Raw genomic sequence first — 20100 nt, 5'->3', positions numbered from 1 at the left:
CCCTGGTTCCCCCAGAACCATGCTCCACGGCTGGTCCGGCACCGTGGCCGCGGCCCACCCGGCGACGGTCGTCCCACGCGCCGACCGGGAAGGACGGCGCTAGCGTGCCGACATGACGATCCGCGCGCTGGGGACGACCGAGGTGCTGCGGCGCGCGAACGCGATAGCCGGGATCTACCAGCGTGCCTTCGGCTACTCGGACGAGCGCCGCGACCACTTCCGGGATACCCGGATCGCCTACCTCCCGCTGTACGACGGCGCGCTGGCCTTCGGCGCGTTCGACGGCGAGGCCCTCGTGGGATTCGTGTACGGGTTCGAGTACCAGCCGGAGCACTGGTGGCCGCAACAGGTCGGGCCGGCTCTCGACCGGGCCGGGCACGCCGGATGGACGAGGGACGCCTTCGAGCTCAACGAGCTGGAGATCCTGCCGGAGCACCAGGGGCGGGGGCTCGGCACCGCGCTGCTGCGCGCGCTGCTCGACCTGGCTCCGCAGCGGCACATGCTGCTGTCCACCACTGCCGACCCCGCGGACCGCGCGAAGCTGCTCTACCGCCGCCTGGGGTTCGTGGACCTGGTGCCTGGGTTCCGGTACGCAGGGATCACCGAGCCGGCGAACATCATGGGCCGACGGCGGGTGGGTGAGCGTGGTCCGGCCGCCACTGCCCCTCAGCGCTTCCAGGCGTAAGGCGTCGTCGTGGACACCTTGACGAAGCCGTACCGCTCCAGGATGGGGCGGGAGTACTCGGTCGAGTCGCTGTGGACCAGCGTCTTGCCGAGCGCAAGGGCCGAGCGCGCGCGGGCCGCCGTCAGCGCCCGGTAGATGCCGCGACCCCGCCACTCCGGCCGGGAGCAGCCGCCCCAGACCCCGGCAAAATCGGTGTCGGCCACGGGCTCGAGCCGGCCCGTCGTGACGATCTGGCCGTCGGCCTCCGCGACCCAGAGCTCCATACCGTCGTCCAGCTCCAGGCGGCGCAGGATCTGGTTCGCGTACCTGTCGGACGCCGGTTCGCCGAACACCTCGTCAGCCATCGTGGACATCGCGCGGACGTCCGACTCCTCGGTGATGCGGCGCAGGGTGACGCCGTCGGGCAGCGGGACGTCCACCGCGAGCGCCGCAGCCTCACCGATCATGATCGACTCCGGGTCCTCCGGGACGAACCCGTGCTCGAGCAGCGCCTCGTGCAGGCCGGGGGCGTGGTCGTGGCCACGGGTCTTCCACTCGACGCTCGTGATGCCGCCGTCGGCCCGGAAGTGGGCGACGGTCTCGTCGACCAGCGTGCGCACCCGCGCGTCGTCGGCGCCGGCGAGGTCGCGGTACGTGACGAAGCCCCGCCCGCCCAGGAAGGTCACCAGCCGCAGCGGTCCGAGACGGGTGACGGAGACGGCGCTCGGGGTCTCGGCGTCGGTCCGGAGCTGTTCGTCGTAGGCCCGCAGCAGGCGGGAGGGGTCGGTCATGGGCACACGGTCCTCGGTGGCGGTGGGATGGGCAACGGATTATCGGCCGCCACCCAACCCGGTCAGCTCTTGTCGGGCCGTCGGACGACGGGCACGCCACCGCTCGGGGTCGAGGGGCTGTCCTCCTCGGTGGCCGACGCCGGGCTGTCCTCCTCGGTGGCCGACGCCGCCGTGGAGAGCTCGAACGGCTCACCCTCGTGCTTCTCGACGCCGGTGGACACCGTCTCGGCAAGCACCTGGACCGCCAGCTCCCGCTTGAGGACGAGCGGGTCGCGCGCAAGGTCCTTCCACAGCGCGACGCAGAGCACCAGTATCACCACGACGAACGGCAAGGCCGAGACGATGGTGATGTTCTTGAGCCCGTTCAGCGCGGCAGCAGGGTCGTCACCGCCGGCCAGCAGCATGGCGGCGGCGACGGCGCCCGTGCTCACTCCCCAGAAGACGACCGCCTTCTTGGTCGGGTGCTCCGCACCGTTCTGGGAGAGCCCGCCCATGATGATGGAGGCGGAATCGGCGCCCGTGATGAAGAAGATCGCGACCAGCACGACCGCCAGGCCCATCAGGATGAGACCGACCCAGCCGGGAACGGGCAGCGCACCCAGGGTCTGGAACAGGATGAGGTCGAAGTCGATGTCAGCCCCGCCCTCACCGATCGCGGCGAGCGCCGCGCCCGTGTCTTCGGCTCTCTCGGCGCGCTCCTGCAGACCGATCGCGCCGCCGCCGAAGATCGCGAACCACAGCGTGGACACGATGGAGGGCACGAGCAGCACCCCGACGACGAACTGGCGCACCGTGCGACCGCGCGAGATGCGAGCGATGAACGGGCCGACGAACGGCGTCCAGGACACCCACCAGGCCCAGTAGAAGATCGTCCAGGTGCCCATCCAGTCGGACAGGGACTGGTCTCCGGACGCGGCCGTGCGCGAGGCCATCTCCGGCAGGTCCCCGACGAACGCGCCGAGCGAAGCTGGCAGCACGTTGAGGATGAACAGCGTGGGCCCGCCGATGAAGACGATGACCGCGAGCGCCAGGGCGAGCCACATGTTGGTGTTGGCCAGCAGCTGGATACCGCGTTCGATACCGGAGACGGCAGAGATCACGAAGAGGATCGTCAGGATCGCGATGATGCCGACGAGGGTGACGGTGCCGATGTTCCCCAGGAAGCCGGAGTGCTGCAGGCCGCCGCCGATCTGGAGGGCGCCGAGGCCGAGGGAGCAGGCGGAGCCGAACAGCGTGGCGAGGATCGCCATGATGTTGATGACCCGCCCGCCGCCGCCGTTGACGGCCTTGCTGCCGAACAGCGAGGTGAACATCGAGCTGAACAGCTGGTTCCGGCCGAGGCGGTAGGTGCCGTAAGCCATGCCGAGGCCGACGATCGCGTACATGGCCCACGGGTACAGCGTCCAGTGGAAGAGGGTGGTGCCCATCGCGGTGGCCGCGGCCTCGGGCGTCGACCCTTCGACTGTTCCTGGCGGCGGGGCCATGTAGAAGTACAGGGGCTCGCCGACGCCGTAGAACATGAGGCCGATACCCATGCCGGTCGCGAACATCATCGAGATCCAGGAGGACGTCTTGTACTGCGGCTTCTCATCGTCCTGGCCCAGCGGAATCTTGCCGAACTTGCCCAGCGCCACGACGAGCACGAAGACCGTGAACACGGTGGCGGCGATCACGAACAGCCAGCCGAAGTTCTTGATGATGCCGTCGAGTGCCGAGGTCGACACCCTGCCCAGGCTTTCGGAGCTGGTGAATCCCCACACGACGAACGCGACGGCGATCACGCCGGCGACGCCGAAGACGATCTTGTCGGTCCCGGTACGGTGCCCCTTCGTGCCCAGAGCAGCGCGCTCGACACGGTGTGCGGCGCGCTGGACGCGTCCGAGCAGGGTCTTGGTGGATTCTGAATTACTCATCACAGTGGCACCCCGCTTGCCAGTCTAGCCAGCCATCACACCGGGGGCGCCGGAACTCCTTTACATGCGACACGGGGTCTACGAGCGATGCCACGTTAACACCACGTCGAACTTTCACCTCCTGATCACCTCGGGCCGCTCAGCCCTTGAGCCCGCTGTGCGCTAGGCCCTGGACGAACTGCTTCTGCGCCACGAGGAACACGGCCAGGACCGGCAGCACCGTCAGCGTGGTGGCGGCGAGCTGCACGTTCCACATCGGACCACCGTAGGCGTCGACGTACTGCGTCAGTGCCTGCGGCAGCGTGAAGTTCTCCTTGCTGGACAGGTAGACGATGGGTTCGAGGTAGAGGTTCCAGGACTTCAGGAACGTGAAGATGGCGACGGCGCCGAGGGCCGACCGCGACAGCGGGAGCGCGATGTGCCAGAAGGTCCCCCAGCGCCCGAGACCGTCGATCCGACCCGCCTCCTCGAGCTCCACCGGCAGCGCGAGGAAGAACTGCCGCATGATGAACACGGCGAGCACGGCAGGCGCCCCGAGCATCGGGATGACGATCAGCGGCCAGTGCGTGTTGATGAGCCCGAGGCTGTTGACGATCCGGAAGAGCGGGACGATCGTCACCTCCGACGGCACGAGCAGTCCCACGAGCACCAGGACGAACAGCGCGTTGACCCCGGGGAACCGGATCCGCGCGAACGCGTAGCCCGCCATGGCTGCCACGAACATGGTGCCGATCGTGACCAGGGCCGCGATGTACAGGGAGTTCCAGTACTGCTGCGCGAACGGCTGGAGCGCGAACACCTGGCCGTACGCGTCGAGCGACGGGTCCTGCGGCCAGATCGTCGGCACCCTGCGCAGGATCTCGCTCATCGGCTTGAGGCTGGACGTCGCCATCCACCAGGTAGGGAAGATGAACGGCACGCTCAGCAGGACGAGGAGCAGGACGAGCAGCCACTGCTTCCAGCGCCGGCGCGCTCGGGCGCCGGCCCGGCGGGGCCGGAGCGCCGCGGTCGCGGACCGCCGCGGGTCGCCGGGTGGCCCCGCCGGAGCGTTCGGCTCCGGCGGGCCCGACGTCGTCACGGGTAGCACGTCAGACTTCATGGAAGACCCACCTCTTGCGCGACTGCCACTGCAGGAGCGTCAGTACGAGGACGATGACGAACAGGAGCACCGCGACGGCGCTGGCGTACCCGAAGTCGTTGAACTGGAACGCCTGCTGGTACAGGTAGTAGACGAGCACGGTCGTCGAGCTCCCGGGCCCGCCGCCCGTGAGGACGTCGATCTGCGCGAAGACCTCGAGCGAGCCGACGATCGTGATGATCGAGACGAGCAGGATCGTCGGGCTGATCAGCGGCAGGGTGATCGACCGGAACCGGCGCCAGGCGCCGGCCCCGTCCAGCCGGGCCGCCTCCTGCAGCTCCTCCGGCACGCCCTGGAGCGCCGCGAGGAACAGGATCATGTTGAGCCCGACGTTCTTGAAGACCTGGACGACGATCACCGAGACCATGGCCGTCGTCGGGTGTCGCAGCCAGTTCGGCCCGTCGATGCCGAGCACCGCGAGGAACCCGTTGATGCCGCCGTCGGCCTGGAGCAGGAAGCTCCACACGATCGTCCACGCGACCAGCGAGACGACGACGGGCGAGAAGAAGAACGTCCGGAACGTGGTGGTGCCGGGCAGCCGCTGGTTGAGCAGCACGGCGAGCAGCAGCGCCAGCGCGATGTTCAGGACGACGAGCCCGATCGAGAACCACAGGCTCGCCAGGAGCGCGTCCCCGAGCCCGCCGTCGGACGCCAGACGCTGGTAGTTGTCCGCCCCGGCGAACGTGAAGGTGCCCGCCAGGACGTTCCACTCGTGCAGGGAGTACCAGACCACCATGCCGAGCGGCAGGACGACGAAGGCGAGCGCGCCAAGGACCACGGGCGCCACCATGGCGTACCCGACGAGCCAGTCACGGCGTACTGCCGCTGACACTGTTGCCACGGTCACTCCTCCAGCAGCGGCCCGATCGCCGAGCAGGTGTCCGTGAGGACCGCCTCGACGTCGGCGTCCGCCGTCCACAGCGCGTCGAGCTCGGCGCGCACGGTCTGCGACAGCTTGGCGAAGTTCTTGTGCGCCGGCTTCGTCACGGCTTCCTCGACGCCTTCCACGACCACTGCCTGCAGCTGCTCCTCGCTGAGGCTCGGGTTGGCCGCCGCGAGGGTCTCCGCGTTCAGGAGGGACGCACGGGGCGGCGGGAAGTAGGCGGCGAGCTGCTCGGCGTTCTCCGGGCTGGTGAAGTGCGCGAGGAAGTCGGCGGCGACATCGGGGTGCTCGCCGGCGGCGAAGACGCCGATCCCGGCCTGGCCGATGACGTTCTGCTTGCCGGCCGGGCCTGCGGGCATCGGCACGACGTCCCAGTCGAACGAGCCGTCGAGCGACGACGCCCGGCTGATCTGGGTGATCGTCATGGCGGCGTCACCGGCGAAGAAGTCGGCGGTCGTGCCGGGGCCGGGCATCGCCTCGTCCTTGAACGCGGCGTCGTGGATCCACGTCATGGCGTCGACCATCTCGGGTTCGGCCAGGGTGCACTGCGTGCCGTCCGCGCTCCAGGGCGCCGCGCCCCAGCCGGACCACACCGTGGCCAGGTTCTCCCACGCCTGGTAGTCGAAGTCCCGCACCACCAGGCCCTGCTTCCCGGTGTCCTCGGCGGTGGCCGCCGAGATGTCCCGGGCCGCGTCGAAGGTCCAGTCGCCGGACTCGACCAGGTCGGCCGGGTCGGGCTGGCCGGCGGCGGAGACCTGGTCGGTGTTGACGAACATCGCGAACGGGCTGTTGGAGAACGGGTAGGCGTACAGGCCCTCGCCGTCCTCCCAGAGCCCGAGCGAGCTGGGCACGATGTCGTCCAGCTCATAGCCATCGGTGGAGTCCAGCAGTGGACGCAGGTCGACGAGCGCCCCGCTGGAGACGAACTCCGGGGCGTTGCTCTCGAAGATCCAGGCCAGGTCCGGGGCGTTGCCCCCGGCGAGCTGGGTGGTCAGCGCCGTCGTGTAGTCCTCGAACGGGATGGTCTCGAACGTCACGCCGGAGACCAGCTCGGGGTTCTGTTCGACGTAGTCGTCGGCGATGCTCTGGAAGAGGCCGAGCTGTGTCTCGTCGGCGGTCCAGACGGTCATCCGCAGGTCGACGGGTTCGGACGGCGCGTCGGGCTCCCCGACGGGGGCGTCGGTTCCTCCGCCGCACGAGGTGAGGGCGAGTGCCGCCCCGAGGGCGGCCGCGGTTCCCGCGGCCCGCCGGGGGGTGTGCTGTGCAGACATCAGTTCTCCTTTGGACTGATCAGCGACGGAGTGTCGCCGGGGATGTCAGTACGGGTGGACGCCGTCCGGCCAGCGGAGCTCGACGCCCGCGGCGACCAGCTCCGCCTGGTAGTCGGCGAGCAGCTCCGGCTTGGCCTGGACCGCATGAGGGGTCCGGCCGGTGGCGAGGCAGTGCGCGGCGAGGTGGCCTGCGGCCTCTCCGACGTTCCACTCGACGGGGTGCAGGCGGTAGCACCCGTTGGTGATGTGGGTGGTGCCGATGTTCTTGTTGCCCGCGAGGAGGTTGGTCGTCCGCTGGGGCAGCAGGGCGCCGAGCGGGATCTCGAACGGCGTCGACGGGACGTCGATGTACGTGTCGCCGCCCGTGGACGGGTGCAGGTCGATCCGGTACATGCCCACGCCGACGGAGTCCTCGTACCGGGTGGCGCCCCGGTCGCCGCGCACGGCGTAGGAGACGTCGTTCTCCGTGATCGTCGTCACCGCCTGGATCCGCCGGGACTCGCGGTGGTAGGCGGCCTGGGCCAGCCCGTCCGCGCTGCCCATGACGTCGGGGCGGAGTCGTAGACCGGGGAAGCCCGTTCCGCCGTCGGCCCGCGGTGCCTCGGTCTGCATCCAGTAGAGCATCGACAGGCTGAGCTGCCGGGCGTCGGCGATCCGCGCTTCCTCCACCTCGCGCGGCACGTCGAGGACGTGGTCGAGGAAGTAGTCGATGCTCGGCCAGTTCACCAGGCACAGGTCGCCGGCGTAGAACCCTGGCGCGTGGAGGTCGCGGGCGGCGATGCGCCGGAACAGCCACAGGTTGCCGTCACCGGCGTTCTTCGACTGGTCGGCGTCGACGGCCAGCGGGTCGTCACCCGGGTTGGGCGTGAACGACCGCTCGTCGAGCGCGAGGGTGCGCGGGTTGGGCGCCGTCCACGAGAGCATCCGCTCGCCGCCCCAGGCGGCGGGCGCGTACGAGCGCCAGAAGTCGTAACGGTCGGGCCGGTCGATCGTGTGGTCCCCGTCGACGTGCTCGACGGCGAAGCACACGCTGAGGGCCTGGACGTTGTCCGGCTGCGCTTCGTCGGGGGCACTCGGCTCCCCCGTCACGCGCGCCGACTCGAAACCCGTGACGTACTCCGTGCCGGTCAGCGGGAGCAGCTCGCCGGTCTCGGTGGCGTCGATCGTGTACGCGGCGCTCACCGTCGTGTCCGGTCGGCCGACGACGGAGGTGAGCGTCACCGACGTCACCCGGTCGCCGTCCGTGGTGGCCGCGACCGGGCGGACCCGCTCAAGGAGCTGGATGCGGCCGGCCGAGCGGTACGGGGCGAGCATCTCCTCCAGCACGCCTACGGCGACCCGGGGCTCGTGGCACAGCTTCGAGACCCACCCGGCGCCCGGGTTGAGCTCCTGCCATCCCTGCGCGCCGGCGGTGAGCGGGTAGCGGCGCCGGTAGACGTCCCGGATCCCGTCGCGCAGCGCGCGGTAGCGGGTGGTCACGCCGAACTTCTCCACCCAGGGGTGCTCGTCGGGCGGGACCGCCTGCGAGGTCAGCTGCCCCCCGATCCAGGGGTGCTCCTCGGTGAGGACGACGCGGGCGCCCCGGTCGGCGGCCGCGAGCGCCGCGGCGATACCGCCGAGCCCAGCGCCTACCACGAGGACGTCGGTCTGCAGGTCTTGATGGGTCACGCGGGGTCCGTCCTGTTGTCGGTCTCTGGTCGGGGGTCGCGGGCCGGTGCGGCGGTGCCGCCCTCCACGTCCGGGCACACGAGGATCTGGTGGAGCTCGAGGTCGGTAGGCGTGCGGCCGGTCCCGCGGTCCCGCTTGGGGCTGTCGTCGGCGACGAGGCGCGACAGCAGGTACAGCGCTCGGGCGCCCATCTCCTCGCGGGGCACGGAGAATCCGGACCAGGGCCTGCCGCCGCGGCGTGGGTGGTGCGGCTGTCCGAGCAGCAGCACCGAGACGTCGTCGGGCACCCGCCTGCCGCGGCGCTCGAGCTCGTCTGCGAGCTCCTCCGGGTGGTTCTCCGGGGCCACGACCACAGCGGTGAAGCGCTGGTCGACGATCTCGGCCGCCGTGGCGGCGACGTCGTCGAGCTCGACGAACCGCGTGGTGAGCCCCTGCGCCTTCATCGCACTGCGGTACCCGTCGACGCGGTCGAGCGTGGGCTGGTCGGTGCCGCGCATCCCGACGTAGCCGATGCGGCGGTGCCCGAGCGCGACGAGGCGGTCGATCTGCCGCACGGTTCCCCCGACGTAGTCGGCGCCCACGTAGGGCAGCCGGCCGCCGTCGCTGCCCCGCTTGCCGATGAAGACGAACGGGTAGTTGGTGTCGAGCAGGTGCTGCAGCTCGCCCCGGTGCTCGTGCTGTCCGAGCAGGAGGCAGCCGTCGGCCACGCCGAGCCGCTGCCAGCCCTCTCGGGTGAGCCTGCGGCGTCCGTCCTGGACCGGGGCGCTCGTGAAGAGCAGGAGGTCGACGCCGAGCCGTTCGGCGGCGTGCTCGATGCCGGTCAGGAACGGGCCGTAGAAGTCGCGGCTGGCGCGCGGGAACGTCGCCTCGTAGGTGAACACGCCGAGGATCTGGGCGAGGCCTCCGCCCGCGAGCCGCTGCGCAGCCGGGTTCGCCGTGTAACCGGTGATCCGGATCGCGTCGAGCACGCGCTGGCGGGTCTCCTCGCTGATGCGCACTCCGGCGGGCGTGCTGCCGTTGAGCACGAACGAGACGGTGGCCTGGCTGACGCCGGCCATCGCGGCGACGTCCGTCTGGGTGATGCGGCGACGTGGCACGGCTCCTCCTCGAACCCTGTTCCGACCGGCGGCTGATGTCAGGAGTGTCACGGGTCGCGGATCGGCGGGTCAATCTGATGATGCGCATTATTAGCAGGCGCTCGGCGTGGACCCTGTCCTGCGCAGCCACCAGCCTGCGCCGTCGTACGTGAGGCGATGGGGCGCATTATCAACGGCTGCGTTGGTGGATCTGATTACCTCCCTTGACCCCCGGTGGGCTCCCGCCGAAGGCTGGCGCCGTCATGACACCGCGACAAAGGAGTACGCATCATGGCCTTCCTCACGGCCCGCCGCGCCCTCGCGGGCGCCGCCCTCGCCGTCATCGCCGGGCTGGTGCCCGGGGTGACCCACGCGGCGCCCGCACCGCACCCCTCCGACGGTGCGCCCGGCACCGAGCTGCCGGTCTTCACCTCGACGGGCGCGATAGTCGACCCGTTCGACGGCACGCTCCCGCACAACCCGAACCAGGAGTTCATCTTCCCGTCGGTGTTCCACGCCGGGGCGCACCTGGAGGACCCGCTCGGTGAGTGGTACGTCTACTACGCACCGCACGACGACCCGGGCGGCATCAACCTGATGTACGCCGACTCGCTCGACGGGCCATGGACCCAGCACGAGGCCAGCCCGGTGGTCGCCAACCAGTGGGAGGACATCTACGACGTCCCCCACGTCTCGTCGCCCGACGCCGTGTGGAACGCCGCGGAGGACCGGATGTACCTGTACTTCCACGGCGACAACACGGTGACCAGGTACGCGACCTCGGCCGACGGGGTGACGTTCACCTACGGCGGCGAGGCGGTCACGACGGAGATGGTCGACGCCGCGCAGCCCGGCCGGCACGCCACCGAGACGTCGTACGCGCGAGTCTTCCGCAACCCGGACCGCTCGTCGGCCCAGCGCTGGGGAATGCTCTTCATGACCAACTACGACACCAACGTACGGCACATCAACCTGGCCTGGTCGCGGGACGGCAGGGACTGGCAGGTCGAGCCGGAGCCGATCGTGACGCCCGGTCCGGTGGAGGGCATCAACGTGTCGGCCGCGGACCTGTGGAAGTGGAAGGGGCAGCACTACATCGTGTACGGCGCGACCGTCGGCACGATCCTCGCCCGGCCCGTCGACCGGACGCTCACCGAGGTGGGCGAGCCGGAGCCCCTCTTCATCCCGCAGCCGGCCCCGCCGGAGGCCGGGCGCGCCACGTCGCCGCAGATCGTCAAGGCGGACGGGACGCTGCACCTGATCTACGAGCACGGAGAGCGCTCGCACACCACCATCGCGCACGCCGTCCTCGACCCGGACGGGGTGCGGGACCCGCTGAACACCCGGCCAGAGGACCCGATGTACGCGCAGTGCACGGGTGCCGGTTCGGACGAGCTCGACGGCGCCGCGCTGGACCGGTCGCTCTGGTCGACGACGGTGCGGGGCGGCCTGGACCGCTCGACAGTGTCGGACGGCGCGTGGCGCATCCCGACGTACCAGGGCAACTCGACGTCGGCGCCGCTCCTGCTGCAGCCGGTGCCCGACGCGCCGTGGGAGGTGACGACGCAGGTGACGCTGGACCCGCAGGTGAACTTCCAGCAGGCGGGCCTGATCGTCCGGCGCGACGACGCCAACTCGGTGCGCATCGACATCTCCCACGTGGACGCCGGCAAGCGGTTCGACTTCGTGTGGCGCGAGAACGGCGTGGACCGGAACAACGCGTGGACCGCGGAGGACTCGGCGCTGGCCCCGCCTGGGACCGGGGACACCGTGTGGTTGCGGATCACCCACCACGGCGCGTGGCTGACCGCCTCGTACAGCATCGACGGCGCGACCTTCGTCAACCTGGGCCGCGCCACGCCCGCCGACCAGCTCGCCGCGACCGACGTCGGGCCGTTCGCCTACCGGGGCCCGTCGGCCACGCCGGAGCTGACCGCCGCGTTCGACTGGGTCCGCTTCACCCCGGACGAGGAGGAGCTGGCCGCCTGCTCGTGACCCGTCGGCGGCGTCGGACCTGGTGTCCGGCGCCGCCGCGGGCCCGTGCCCCGCGGGTGCGGGACGTCGGCGAGCGCCGGTGCGGGCTCAGTGGAGGCACAGGCAGAACGGGTGACCCGCCGGGTCCGCGTAGACCCGCCAGTTGGCGCCCGGGTGCAGCTGGTCGGTGCGCTCCAGCACCGTCGCGCCGAGCTCCAGCACCCGCTTCTCGTCCGCCTCGATGTCGTCCACGTCGAAGTCGAGGTGCAGCTGCTGGGGCGACTCCTGTCCGGGCCACTGCGGCGCGCGGTAGCCCTCCACCCGCTGGAAGGCCAGCGGTGTGCCCTCGAACCCGCGCACCTCTACCCAGTCCGGGTCGTCGGCGTCGATCTCGACCTGCCCGCCCAGCAGCGCCGCGTAGAACTCCGCGAGTCGGACCGCGTCCGGGCAGTCCACCGCGACCGCCTGCAGCTTACGAATCATCGTCGACCCTCTCCCTTGCGCCAAGGCACCCTCTTCGTTCGTCCGCCGGCCCCGTACCTGCGAGAGCGTCGGCGCCGGACCTGACAAACCTATCGGCCGACAGGTGCCCAGGCACGACCCCCACCTTCCATACCCTTCGCACCTCGCCGTCACACCGGCCGGGGCACCCGCCTGCGGACCCAGCCGACGACGACCACCACTGCCCACACCATGACGAACACGGTGAACACCACGTTGATGCCACCCTGCGCCGCAACGGTGCCTGCCGCGACGTTGTAGGTGCCGTGCCACAGCGCGACGACGAGGATGTTCTGGCCGCTCGCCAGGAAGAACCAGGTCAGGACCACCGAGAGGCACGCGAGGCCGAACCAGAACACCGGCAGCATCGCAGGGCTGGCCACGACGGCGAAGCTGGTCAGCACCGGCAGCAACGGCAGGTGCCACACCGCCCAGGCGACCGACACCAGCACCGACGCCCCCAGAGGGCCGAACCGCTCCAGGAGCAGGGGGACGCCGTAACCGCGCCAGCCGGCCTCCTCGCCGAGACCGTTCCACAGGACGGCATACGCGCACAGGGCAAGGACGCTCAGGTGGGGCAGCCCAGGCGCCGTACCGAACGACGCAGGCTCGGCCGGGGCTCCGGTGAGCAGGATCGCGACGCCCAGCAGCCCCGCCGGGGCGAGCGCGGCGGCCACGCACCACGGTGCCGCACGCCGGGTGGGCAGCAGGCGCCAGAAGAACGTGCGCAGCCCCGCACGCCCTTCCTTGGCCGCGACGAGGCAGACCGCGGCAAAGAACGGGCCAGGGATCCCGGCGACGTAGGCCGGGGCCGCGTCCCCGAACGCGACCGGTTCCCCGCGGAAGGTCAGCGGCAGCCACCAGGCCCAGGACCAGGCGAAGGCCAGCCCGGTGAACGCGGCGAACCGCCCGATCACGTGCGCGCAGCACGGTCGGGGACGCTCACGGACCGCACGAGGCGCCGCCGCCACACCTCGATCAGGACGGTCCCGAGCACCGTCGGGAGCAGCCACGGGAGCAGCTCGAGGCCGCCGCGGAGCGGGCCGTTGACGACCAGCCACACGACGACCAGCGCCGTCACCTGGGCGATGTACGAACCGCCGATCCCGTGGACGTAGCCATGGGACCAGCCCCGATACCGGCGCCGGGCGGCGTCCCTTGCGAGCGTCGCGAGCCCGAACGTCAGCGCGGACACCGGTACCAGCCACCACAGGTCGGGCCGGTCGAGCACGACCAGGCCGCTGCCGGTCAGGCAGACCACCAGGACGACGAGGATGTATGCGTCGGTCCACCGGCCCGCGACACGGTGGCCGGCGGCGAAGCGTCTGGTGTCCAGGTACATGACGACCGGACCCAGGAGCAGGCCGACCGAACCGGCAACGACATGGACGATCAGCACCGCAGCACTCATGGTCGTTCCCTCCCCGTGCGCACGCACTCGGAACAGGCACCTTGTGATGCTAACTTACTGTTCTAAGTTAGCATCACCAGATGAGCGACACCAGCCCCGACGGCGAACCCGTACCCGGCACCCTCAGCTTCGACCTGCACGCCCTGACGGCGCGGCTGGACCGAGCTGCCGACCGCATCCTGCGGGCGGCGCACGGGATCACCTACCGCAGGTTTCGGACCCTTCTCAGCGTCCAGCTGCTCAACCAGGCCGGAGCGCACGCCGTCACCCAGCGCGCCGTCGCCGACGAGGTGGGGATCTCGGAACCGTCGGCGAGCCGGATGGTGGCCGTGCTGGCCGACGCGGGGCTGCTCGACGTCCGGCAGGATCCCGGCAGCGGGAACCGGCGCCGACTCCAGCTCACCCCGCAGGGCAGCGCCATCGTCGAGCAAGGCCAGGACCTGCTCGAGGAACGGTTCGCCGACCTGGTCCGCCGGAGCGGCGTGTCCTATACGCACTACGCGCACAGCACACGCGCCCTCCTCGACGCGCTCGGCGCCGGAGATCCGGACCACGACTGAGGCGGACCGGTGCCGCCTCAGCGCCCCTCGTCGTTCTCCGGGTCGAGGCTGGCCCAGACGTCGGCGAGGTTGCGCAGCTGGCCGACCGCCGCCGCTCGATCAGCCCACGAGCCTCGAGCCGGTCCGCGAGCCGGGTGAACCCGCCGCTGGTCATCACGCGGCCTCCCCCAGCAGGGTCAGCACGTTGTACTCGGTCATGCTCACGTTCAGCGGCGCTATCCCGGCGGCGCTCCGCCAGCTCCGAGCCCCCAGGAGGTGATCGACAAGCTCCTCACCTACCACGAGGTGTACGGCCTGGGCCGCGCCATCATCCAGATGGGCTTCGGCGGGATGCCACAGGTCGAGCACCTCAAGGCCATCGCGCGGCTCGGCACCGAGGTAGCACCGGTGGTGCGCCGCGAGGTCGCCGCCCGTGCGAAAAGCCTCGACACGCTGCGCGGGATGCTCCCGATCGAGACGTCTCGGATCGACGTCCGCTGCCTCGGCCAGGGGTTCACCCAGGCGACCGAGCGCGACGAGGTCACGCCGGACGTCGAGGCCGCGATCCGGCTCGCCGAGGAGCACACCCTGCGGCCCCTCTTCGCGTTCTTCCAGGCACTCACCGTGCCCGTCGCGTTCCATGCGACGGCCGGGGACTTCGACGGCACCACGCTGCTCAACCCCCGCGTCTACGGACGCGTCGAGGTGGGCCTGACCGACGTGGTGAACCTGCTCCGGACCCGCGCGACCGGGGCCGCGCAATCAGTCGGGGTCGGGTAGACCGGCGAGCTCGGTCCCCAGTGTGCGGCGGAGGGCGACGATGGTGGCAGGTTCGTCGGTCGACTCGGCCGGGGCCGGGTCGGTTGCGAGAGCCGCGAGGGTGAGCTCGAGAAACCGCAGGGAAGCACTGCGCGCGTCGTGGTGGCCGGTGGTGGCGAGGGTCTCGTTGAGACTGAGCGCGAGGAAGACGTCCTCGATCCAGCGGTCCGCTCGCATCGATCCGTCGGCCTTGGCGCGACCGATGAGCTGGTTGAGGTCGGCGACGGTTTGATCCCGGATGGCGTCGACCTCCGCGTCCTGCCCGGCTGGAACGGCACGGAGCGCACTCATGTAGGCGGCGTTGTCGATCTGCTCGGCGAAGAGCCAGGACAGGTAGTCAACAAGTCCGTCCCAACCTGCAGGCCGCTGCAGAGCTACGGTGAGCACGCCCGAACTTCGCTGGAGGTTGAACCGGAGGACCTCGACGATGAGGGCCTCTCGGGTAGGGAAATGGCGGTAGATGGTGGCGTTGCCCAAGCCCGCACGCCTGGCGATGACGTCTAGGGGTGCACCGATGCCCTGGGTCGCGAACACCTCTCGTGCCGTGGAGAGTAGGGCCTCACGATTGCGCTGTTGGTCCTTCCTCGGCTTGCGTCCCGTTGCAGTCATAAGGGCAATCTATGCCAGCAGGCGACACCCGGGGAATAAAACGTGGACCACTCCCCGTTTCAAGGGTACTCGTGCTACGAGCTTCAACTACACGGTCAAGGGTGAGTGGAATGGAATACGACTACATCATCGTCGGCGCCGGAGCGGCAGGCTCGGTCCTGGCCGGCCGCCTGTCCGAGGATCCCAAGAACGAGGTCCTGCTCCTGGAGTACGGGGGTGGCGACGGCAACCCGATGATCTACATCCCTAAGGGTTTCTTCTTCACCCTCAAGGGCGACCGCTACACCTACCACTACAAGACCCAGCCGGTTGGCCCGAGTGGTCAGATCGAAGAGTGGACCCGCGGCAAGCTGCTGGGCGGTTCGACTGCGGTCAACGGCATGATGTGGTCCCGCGGCACCAAGGCGGACTACGACGGTCTGGTCGAGCGCGGGAACCCCGGATGGGGTTGGGACCAGGTCCTTCCGGCCTACAGGACCATCGAGGACCACAACCTCGGCGCCTCGGCCATGCGCGGGGCCGGTGGCCCGTTGGGCGTGTCCGTGGTCGAGAACCCCGACGAAGTGGTCACCGCGATGCTCGCCTCCGCACAGAGCCATGGGTGGGACCGTGTCGACGACATGAACGCCGACAACACCGAGCGGGTCGGCTTCACTCCCTCGACGATCAAGGACGGACTGCGCACCAGTGCCTACAGCGCCTTCGTGCGTCCCATCCGCAACCGTCGCAACCTGACGATCCAGACACGTACCCGCGTCGGCTACCTGTTGATCGAGGGGAAGCGAGTGGTCGGTGTCCGCGCACGCAATGGCCAGCAAACCCGTGACTACAAGGCACGCAAGGAAGTCATCCTCTCGGCAGGTTCGGTCGAGACACCACTGCTCCTCGAACGATCCGGAATCGGCCGCGGCGACATCCTGCACGGCGCCGGCGTCGATGTGCAGGTCGAGAGCCCCAATGTGGGTGAGCGTGTGATCGAGCAGCGCGGCGTGGCGACTCAGGTGCGCCTCAAGCGGCAGATCGGTCCGACCCAGGAGCTCAACAGCGTCCTGAAGCAGGGCTGGGAGGGCTTCAAGTACCTGCTCAACCGCAAGGGGCCGATCTCGACCGGTGGCTATGACCTGATGACTCAGTTCAAGTCCGACCCGAAGCTCGATCAGCCCGACATCCAGGGGCTCTTCGTGCCCATGGCACTCGACACGACCAGTGCCACCATGAAGCTGGCCAAGCACTCGGGGATCATGTTCATGGGATACCAGATCAGCCCCCGCACCACCGGTTCCATCCACCTGTCCGGTCGGCTCCCCGAGAACGTTCCGGTCATCGAGGCCAGGTTCCTGGAGGACGAAGAGGACCGCAGGGTCACGTCGACCATCTTGGACACCGCGCGGACGGTCTTTGCCCAGGGACCGATCGCGGACTACATCCTCGACGAGGAGTACCCCGGACCCGACGTGTCGACGCCCGAAGAGGTGCTCAAGTACTCCATCGACACCGGCGCCGGCATCTTCCACGCCGTCGGATCGGCCGCGATGGGGCCAGAGGACGACGACGTAGTGGATTCCGACTTGCGTGTCCGCGGGCTCGACGGCCTACGCATCGCCGACGCGTCCGTCCTTCCCACCCAGGTCTCGGGCAACACCGCCGCACCCGCGACGGTGGTCGGCTGGCTCGCCGCCGACCGCATTCTCCGCGACGCGTAGGCAAGCTCCGTCGAACGGGCCGCGACCATGGACAGCAGCGCCTCTACGCTGACCGCATGGATGCGCTCGCACGCCTGCTCGACGCCCCACGCGGCCGCGACGCCTACCTGCTGCGCACGAGCCTGACGCCGCCCTGGTCGGTACGGCTGGCCGACGAGTCGCCGCTGGGGCTGATCGCGGTCGCGCGGGGTTCAGCCTGGGTCGAAGGAGACGAGGGTGTCCCGCTCGAGCTGCACGCGGGCGATGTCGCGGTCGCGCGAGGGCCCGCACCGGTCGTGGTGTCGCACGAGCTGGGCGCCAGGCCCGACGTCGTGATCCTGCCCGGCATGCGCGTCGAGAGCCCGGACGGCCGCGACGTCGACGACGAGTGGTCGCTCGGCCTGCGGGCGTGGGGCAATGATCCCGTCGGCCAGACCGTCATGCTCATGGGCTGCTACCAGGTGCGCGGTGAGGTCACGCAGCGCCTCGTCGGCGCGCTCCCGCCCGTCATCCACGTGCGCGGCGCCGACCTCGACACCCCGTTCATCAGCATCCTGGCCGACGAGATCGTGCGGGACGCGCCCGCCCAGTCAGCCGTGCTCGATCGCCTCTTCGACGTGCTGCTGGTCGCAGTACTGCGCGCCTGGGTCACCCACGAGGCACTACCTGCTGCCGATTCTGGGCATGGTCACGATGATGGACCGCACCCGGCTCGCCGACGCGCTGGCCTCCGGCGTGGTCCTGATCGACGGGACCCCGGTCCCGACCGGGAACCGCACCGTGACCGGGAAGGAGAACTTCAACGGGAAACACCGCAAGCAGGCGCTCAACGTGCAGGTCGCAGCGTGGCCCGACGGGACCCTGGCCGACGTCTCGGACCCCGTGCCCGGCCGGCGCCACGACTCGGTGGCCCTGGACCTGGTCGGCTGGGGCTACCAGATCCGCGCCGCCACCGACCAGAATCCGCAACCGGCCGTGTTCGGCGACAGCGCCTACGCCCGGCACACCGACTGGACCCCGCTGAAGAAGCCGAAGGACGCGCCCCGCCCACCCCAGGACGTCGCGTTCAACCGCGCCGTCGCGAGCTTCCGCGCCCCGGTCGAACGAGCGATCGGGCTGCTCAAGCAGTGGAAGATCCTCACGACCGGCTACCGCGGGCGACTGGCCGAACTCCCAATGGTCATCCACGCGATCGTCAACCTCGAGTGCTACCGACTGACCGGCTGAATAACGCTGTCAGTCTTTCGAGTGGCTGGTCTGGGACTGGCTGGTCAGGCTGGCGTCGTTCTGCCCTGCGCGCGTGACTCGAATAACGCATGGCCACCGAGCTCGTCCCGGTGTGCTCCTGTTAGAGACTCGTCCGCGTGCCGGGGCAGCCGACGTCAGCCTGGCCCACCTCGATGACCTGATCAGAAGCATGTCCGACCTTCGCGGGTCGTGGCCCATGACAGTGATGTCCCGCGGTGACTCCTACCCAGGCCGACGCCGGCAACGACGTCCGTCCAGGCAAGGGAGAACATCGCAGTGCCCATACTCGCAGAAGTCCCGACCGTCGCTCAGACCTACCTCTTCGTCGTCGGGGTCGACACCCACGCCCGCCAGCACATGTACTCGATCATCGAGACGACGACCGGAGCGCACGTCGACGCGCAGACGTTCCCAACCACACAGACCGGCCTGGCCCGGGCCACGTCATGGATCGCACGGCGGACGGTCGACACACCGCAAGCGGTGCTGATCAGCATGGAGGGCACCGGCTCCTACGGACGCCTGGCCGCAGCCCACCTCGCCAACGTCGGATATCGGGTCGTCGAGGCGTTGACACCGGTGCGGGGCAAGGGCCGGGCCAAGACCGACGCCCTGGACGCGGACCGCGCTGCCCGCGACGTGCTCGGGCTACCCGCCGACGAGCTGCGTGACCACCGGGCCGGGCAGGTCGCCGGCGCTCTGCAGGTCCTGACCACCGCCCGCGACCGCCTCTCTCGCGACCGAACAGTCCAGGTCAACGCCCTGACCGGGCTGCTGCGCACTCACGACCTCGGCATCGACGCCCGCGGCCCGCTCACCACCGTTCAGATCAAGACGGTCAAAGCCTGGCGGGCCCGCGAGGAGGCCCTGGACCAGCAGATCGCCCGCGCCGAGGCGGTGCGCCTGGCGGCCCGCATCTGCGAGCTCGACACCCAGCTCAAAGAGAACAACACCACCCTGCGGACCCTGGTCACCGAGCACGCCCCTGACCTGCTCGAGGAACCAGGGATCGGCCCCTACACGGCCGCCGTGATCCTGGCCGCCTGGTCCCACCCCGGCAGGGTCCGCTCCGAAGCCGCGTTCGCTCGCCTGGCCGGCACCGCACCGATCCCAGCCTCCTCTGGCAACCGCAGCGACCATCACCGTCTCGACCGCGGCGGCGACCGACGACTGAACAAGGCACTGCACATCGCGACTCTCGTCCGCATGCGCACCCACGACGAAACCCGCAACTACCTGCAGAAACGCACTACCGAGGGCAAGACCACCCGCGAGATCCGACGCCAGCTCAAGCGCTACCTCACCCGCAAGATCTTCAAGCTACTGACCAGGACAAACGCCCTCGCCGTCCCAGCTTGACGAACATAGAAGCGTCTCTAATATCGACATCCCGCCCAGCGTCACAGATCCGCGCACAGAAGATGCACAATTGAACGTTCAGATTCAGGGCAATTCCTGCGAGACATCAAATTCGAGAGGTATTTTCTCTCGAATTACCCCCCAAATAGGATCACGTTTCACCGATTCGATCCATTCTTCGAACAGCGCTCCGCTGTCACGAAACCACCAGGAGCTACGGCTTTCAAGCGACCGCAGGTCGGCATCAGCCCGGTATCGAAATTCAAACTGCACCTGCGAGTACCCCTCGTGATCCTCCTCATCGTCGACGAGCTCCATCTGGCGCACGAATCCCACCGCGAACACCGGCTCGGAAAACCAGTTCACTTCGCCATACTGAAAGAGGAATCCATCGGAGTCAGCACTGCTCGGGACGTCGAACTCAATCCGCTCGAAGGTGTGGACAACCGAGATCACTTGCTCAGCAGTTGGAAACCCTCGCCTCGATCCAAGCTGGTCAACAATGCCTTGCGCCACGCTAAGCGCAGAGTCGATCGGCTGCCGCATCGCTTCCT

The 20100-nt window shown here is 69.5% G+C and carries 19 protein-coding genes and 1 pseudogene; 8 read left to right on the top strand and 12 right to left on the bottom strand.

Annotated features, from left to right (window positions below):
• The first annotated feature begins 112 nt into the window (after positions 1–112).
• Positions 113–685 (top strand): GNAT family N-acetyltransferase, encoded by a 573-nt coding sequence (locus APR04_RS26430; protein ID WP_253876607.1) that lies wholly within the window; start codon positions 113–115, stop codon positions 683–685.
• On the opposite strand, the gene APR04_RS26425 is transcribed toward APR04_RS26430, so the two are convergent.
• From APR04_RS26425 to APR04_RS26395, 7 genes are all read right to left on the bottom strand, one after another.
• Entirely contained in the window at positions 667–1455 is a 789-nt protein-coding gene (locus APR04_RS26425; RefSeq protein ID WP_253876605.1) for a GNAT family N-acetyltransferase, read from the bottom strand. The two genes, APR04_RS26430 and APR04_RS26425, sit on opposite strands and share 19 nt — an antisense overlap.
• A 62-nt stretch (positions 1456–1517) precedes the next feature.
• Complete coding sequence (locus APR04_RS26420; RefSeq protein WP_253876603.1) at positions 1518–3368, bottom strand: BCCT family transporter; 1851 nt, start codon at positions 3366–3368, stop codon at positions 1518–1520.
• Positions 3369–3507: 139 nt separating this feature from the next.
• Entirely contained in the window at positions 3508–4467 is a 960-nt protein-coding gene (locus tag APR04_RS26415; RefSeq protein WP_253876601.1) for a carbohydrate ABC transporter permease, read from the bottom strand.
• Complete coding sequence (locus APR04_RS26410) at positions 4457–5347, bottom strand: carbohydrate ABC transporter permease (protein ID WP_253876599.1); 891 nt, start codon at positions 5345–5347, stop codon at positions 4457–4459. The genes APR04_RS26415 and APR04_RS26410 overlap by 11 nt, the downstream gene beginning before the upstream one ends.
• Positions 5348–5349: 2 nt before the next feature.
• Entirely contained in the window at positions 5350–6660 is a 1311-nt protein-coding gene (locus APR04_RS26405) for an ABC transporter substrate-binding protein (protein ID WP_253876597.1), read from the bottom strand.
• A gap of 45 nt (positions 6661–6705) precedes the next feature.
• Positions 6706–8328: an FAD-dependent oxidoreductase gene (locus APR04_RS26400; protein ID WP_253876595.1), complete on the bottom strand. Its 1623-nt coding sequence runs from the start codon at positions 8326–8328 to the stop codon at positions 6706–6708.
• Positions 8325–9425 carry a LacI family DNA-binding transcriptional regulator gene (locus APR04_RS26395; protein ID WP_253876593.1) on the bottom strand — a complete coding sequence of 367 codons (1101 nt, stop codon included), beginning with the start codon at positions 9423–9425 and terminating at the stop codon, positions 8325–8327. The genes APR04_RS26400 and APR04_RS26395 overlap by 4 nt, the downstream gene beginning before the upstream one ends.
• A gap of 270 nt (positions 9426–9695) precedes the next feature.
• On the opposite strand from APR04_RS26395, the gene APR04_RS26390 reads away from it, so the two are divergent.
• A complete protein-coding gene (locus APR04_RS26390) occupies positions 9696–11399 on the top strand; it encodes a DUF1349 domain-containing protein (protein WP_253876591.1) in 1704 nt (567 codons plus the stop codon).
• Between the two features lie 87 nt (positions 11400–11486).
• Here APR04_RS26390 and APR04_RS26385 read toward each other — a convergent pair whose 3' ends face one another.
• From APR04_RS26385 to APR04_RS26375, 3 genes are all read right to left on the bottom strand, one after another.
• The gene (locus tag APR04_RS26385; protein WP_253876588.1) at positions 11487–11861 is read right to left on the bottom strand and encodes a VOC family protein; all 375 of its coding nucleotides are present in this window, start codon (positions 11859–11861) and stop codon (positions 11487–11489) included.
• 149 nt (positions 11862–12010) lie between these two features.
• On the bottom strand, positions 12011–12796 hold the full coding sequence (locus tag APR04_RS31175; protein ID WP_253876586.1) for a CPBP family intramembrane glutamic endopeptidase: 786 nt from the start codon (positions 12794–12796) through the stop codon (positions 12011–12013).
• Positions 12793–13290 (bottom strand): hypothetical protein, encoded by a 498-nt coding sequence (locus APR04_RS26375; RefSeq protein ID WP_253876584.1) that lies wholly within the window; start codon positions 13288–13290, stop codon positions 12793–12795. Before APR04_RS26375 ends, APR04_RS31175 begins: the two co-directional genes overlap by 4 nt.
• A gap of 80 nt (positions 13291–13370) precedes the next feature.
• Here APR04_RS26375 and APR04_RS26370 point away from each other — a divergent pair, with 80 nt between their 5' ends.
• Positions 13371–13850, top strand: coding sequence for a MarR family winged helix-turn-helix transcriptional regulator (locus APR04_RS26370; protein ID WP_253876582.1), 480 nt, complete (start codon positions 13371–13373; stop codon positions 13848–13850).
• A 255-nt stretch (positions 13851–14105) separates the two neighbouring features.
• Positions 14106–14609, top strand: a complete 504-nt coding sequence (locus APR04_RS26365; RefSeq protein ID WP_253876580.1) for an NADPH-dependent FMN reductase family protein — start codon at positions 14106–14108, stop codon at positions 14607–14609.
• On the opposite strand, the gene APR04_RS26360 is transcribed toward APR04_RS26365, so the two are convergent.
• A complete protein-coding gene (locus APR04_RS26360; protein ID WP_253876578.1) occupies positions 14592–15257 on the bottom strand; it encodes a TetR/AcrR family transcriptional regulator in 666 nt (221 codons plus the stop codon). The genes APR04_RS26365 and APR04_RS26360 overlap by 18 nt on opposite strands.
• Before the next feature lie 110 nt (positions 15258–15367).
• Between APR04_RS26360 and APR04_RS26355 the strand changes: the two genes are divergently transcribed.
• The 4 genes and pseudogenes from APR04_RS26355 to APR04_RS26340 all read left to right on the top strand — a co-directional run bounded on the left by APR04_RS26355 (position 15368) and on the right by APR04_RS26340 (position 19546).
• Complete coding sequence (locus APR04_RS26355; RefSeq protein WP_253876576.1) at positions 15368–16960, top strand: GMC family oxidoreductase; 1593 nt, start codon at positions 15368–15370, stop codon at positions 16958–16960.
• Positions 16961–17016: 56 nt separating this feature from the next.
• Positions 17017–17529 (top strand): annotated as a pseudogene (locus APR04_RS31395) (cupin domain-containing protein); the annotation flags it as partial.
• A gap of 106 nt (positions 17530–17635) precedes the next feature.
• Positions 17636–18166: a transposase family protein gene (locus APR04_RS26345; protein WP_253876573.1), complete on the top strand. Its 531-nt coding sequence runs from the start codon at positions 17636–17638 to the stop codon at positions 18164–18166.
• Positions 18167–18469: 303 nt separating this feature from the next.
• Positions 18470–19546: an IS110 family RNA-guided transposase gene (locus APR04_RS26340; protein WP_372496176.1), complete on the top strand. Its 1077-nt coding sequence runs from the start codon at positions 18470–18472 to the stop codon at positions 19544–19546.
• An 84-nt stretch (positions 19547–19630) separates the two neighbouring features.
• Here APR04_RS26340 and APR04_RS26335 read toward each other — a convergent pair whose 3' ends face one another.
• Positions 19631–20092: a hypothetical protein gene (locus tag APR04_RS26335; RefSeq protein WP_253876569.1), complete on the bottom strand. Its 462-nt coding sequence runs from the start codon at positions 20090–20092 to the stop codon at positions 19631–19633.
• Positions 20093–20100 lie beyond the last annotated feature (8 nt).

The sequence above is a fragment of the Promicromonospora umidemergens genome, assembly GCF_024171995.1.
Lineage (GTDB): Bacteria > Actinomycetota > Actinomycetes > Actinomycetales > Cellulomonadaceae > Promicromonospora > Promicromonospora umidemergens.
The sequence above is the reverse complement of the archived record's forward strand: the minus strand, read 5'-3'. Positions and strand labels throughout refer to the sequence as shown.